At 69.8% G+C, this 1,388-nt stretch carries 1 protein-coding gene; it reads right to left on the bottom strand.

The genetic code is table 11. The features are described from left to right. Window positions 1-1,388 (bottom strand): hypothetical protein (locus AAFN88_RS21945; RefSeq protein ID WP_347522938.1); only part of this gene is annotated, 1,388 nt, incomplete at both ends.

Below are 1,388 nucleotides of genomic sequence, written 5' to 3'. Positions count from 1 at the left end.
ACGTCAACCGTCGGCGGCGTCACCGTCGGGTTCACCGTCACGTCGAAGTTGTAGGTGTCGACGTCGACGTTGTCGTCGTCGTCGCACTCGACCCCGGAGCCCCCGTTCGGGCCCGCCTCGGTCGCCGCCTCCGCCGTCGTCGTCTCCACCGTCACGTTCACCGTGCCGTCAAAACCGGCCGGTGGCGTCACCGTCAGGCTGTCCACCAGGGACTGCACGTCCGCCAGGCTCTCGCCCGCCGTGTTGAAGGTCCAGGTCCCCGCCGGGCTCTCCACCGGCGCCGCGATGGTCCCCGCCAGGGTCCAGCCCAGCGCGCCCGTCGACAGCGTCACCACAACCTGGGTCACCGACTCGGAACCGTCGTTGTCCGTGCCGCCCTGCGACTCGCCCGGGCCCGTCGTGCTGTCGCCGCCCAGCGCAATCGCCAGGTTCAGGTCGATCGCCGTGTCCTCGTCGCCCGAGGCCGCGCCCGTCTGCGTCACCTCCGAGCCGTCAACAACCGCATCGACGTTCACGTCGATGACGACCGGCGTGCTCGGCGCCGACACCAGGACACCGTCCTTCGCCGTCGCCGAGACCGAGAGGTCACTCACCAGCGTGCCCAGGACGTCCACGTCGCTGTTCGCCGGCGGCGTCAGGGTCACCGTGAAGACCACCGACTGGTCGGTGCCGTCGGCCGTGTAGAGGAAGTTGGCATCGAAGCTGCCGCCCGCGCCGTTGTCGTCCACGTCCACGGTCCAGCCCGCATCGGCCAGCGCCTTGAACTGGCTGAAGGTCACCTCGTCGATGACGTCGTCGTCCTGCGAGCTCACCGTCACGTCGAACTCGACAGAGCCGTCCTCCTTGATGCAGGCCTCATTGCCCTCAAGGTCGACGTCAACCGTCGGCGGCGTCACCGTCGGGTTCACCGTCACGTCGAAGTTGTAGGTGTCGACGTCGACGTTGTCGTCGTCGTCGCACTCGACCCCGGAGCCCCCGTTCGGGCCCGCCTCGGTCGCCGCCTCCGCCGTCGTCGTCTCCACCGTCACGTTCACCGTGCCGTCAAAACCGGCCGGTGGCGTCACCGTCAGGCTGTCCACCAGGGACTGCACGTCCGCCAGGCTCTCGCCCGCCGTGTTGAAGGTCCAGGTCCCCGCCGGGCTCTCCACCGGCGCCGCGATGGTCCCCGCCAGGGTCCAGCCCAGCGCGCCCGTCGACAGCGTCACCACAACCTGGGTCACCGACTCGGAACCGTCGTTGTCCGTGCCGCCCTGCGACTCGCCCGGGCCCGTCGTGCTGTCGCCGCCCAGCGCAATCGCCAGGTTCAGGTCGATCGCCGTGTCCTCGTCGCCCGAGGCCGCGCCCGTCTGCGTCACCTCCGAGCCGTCAACAACCGCATCGACGTTCAC

The sequence above is a fragment of the Pelagibius sp. CAU 1746 genome, from assembly GCF_039839785.1.
Classification (GTDB): Bacteria; Pseudomonadota; Alphaproteobacteria; order Kiloniellales; family Kiloniellaceae; genus Pelagibius.
Note: the sequence above shows the minus strand (reverse complement) of the source record. Positions and strands in the feature narration are given on the sequence as shown.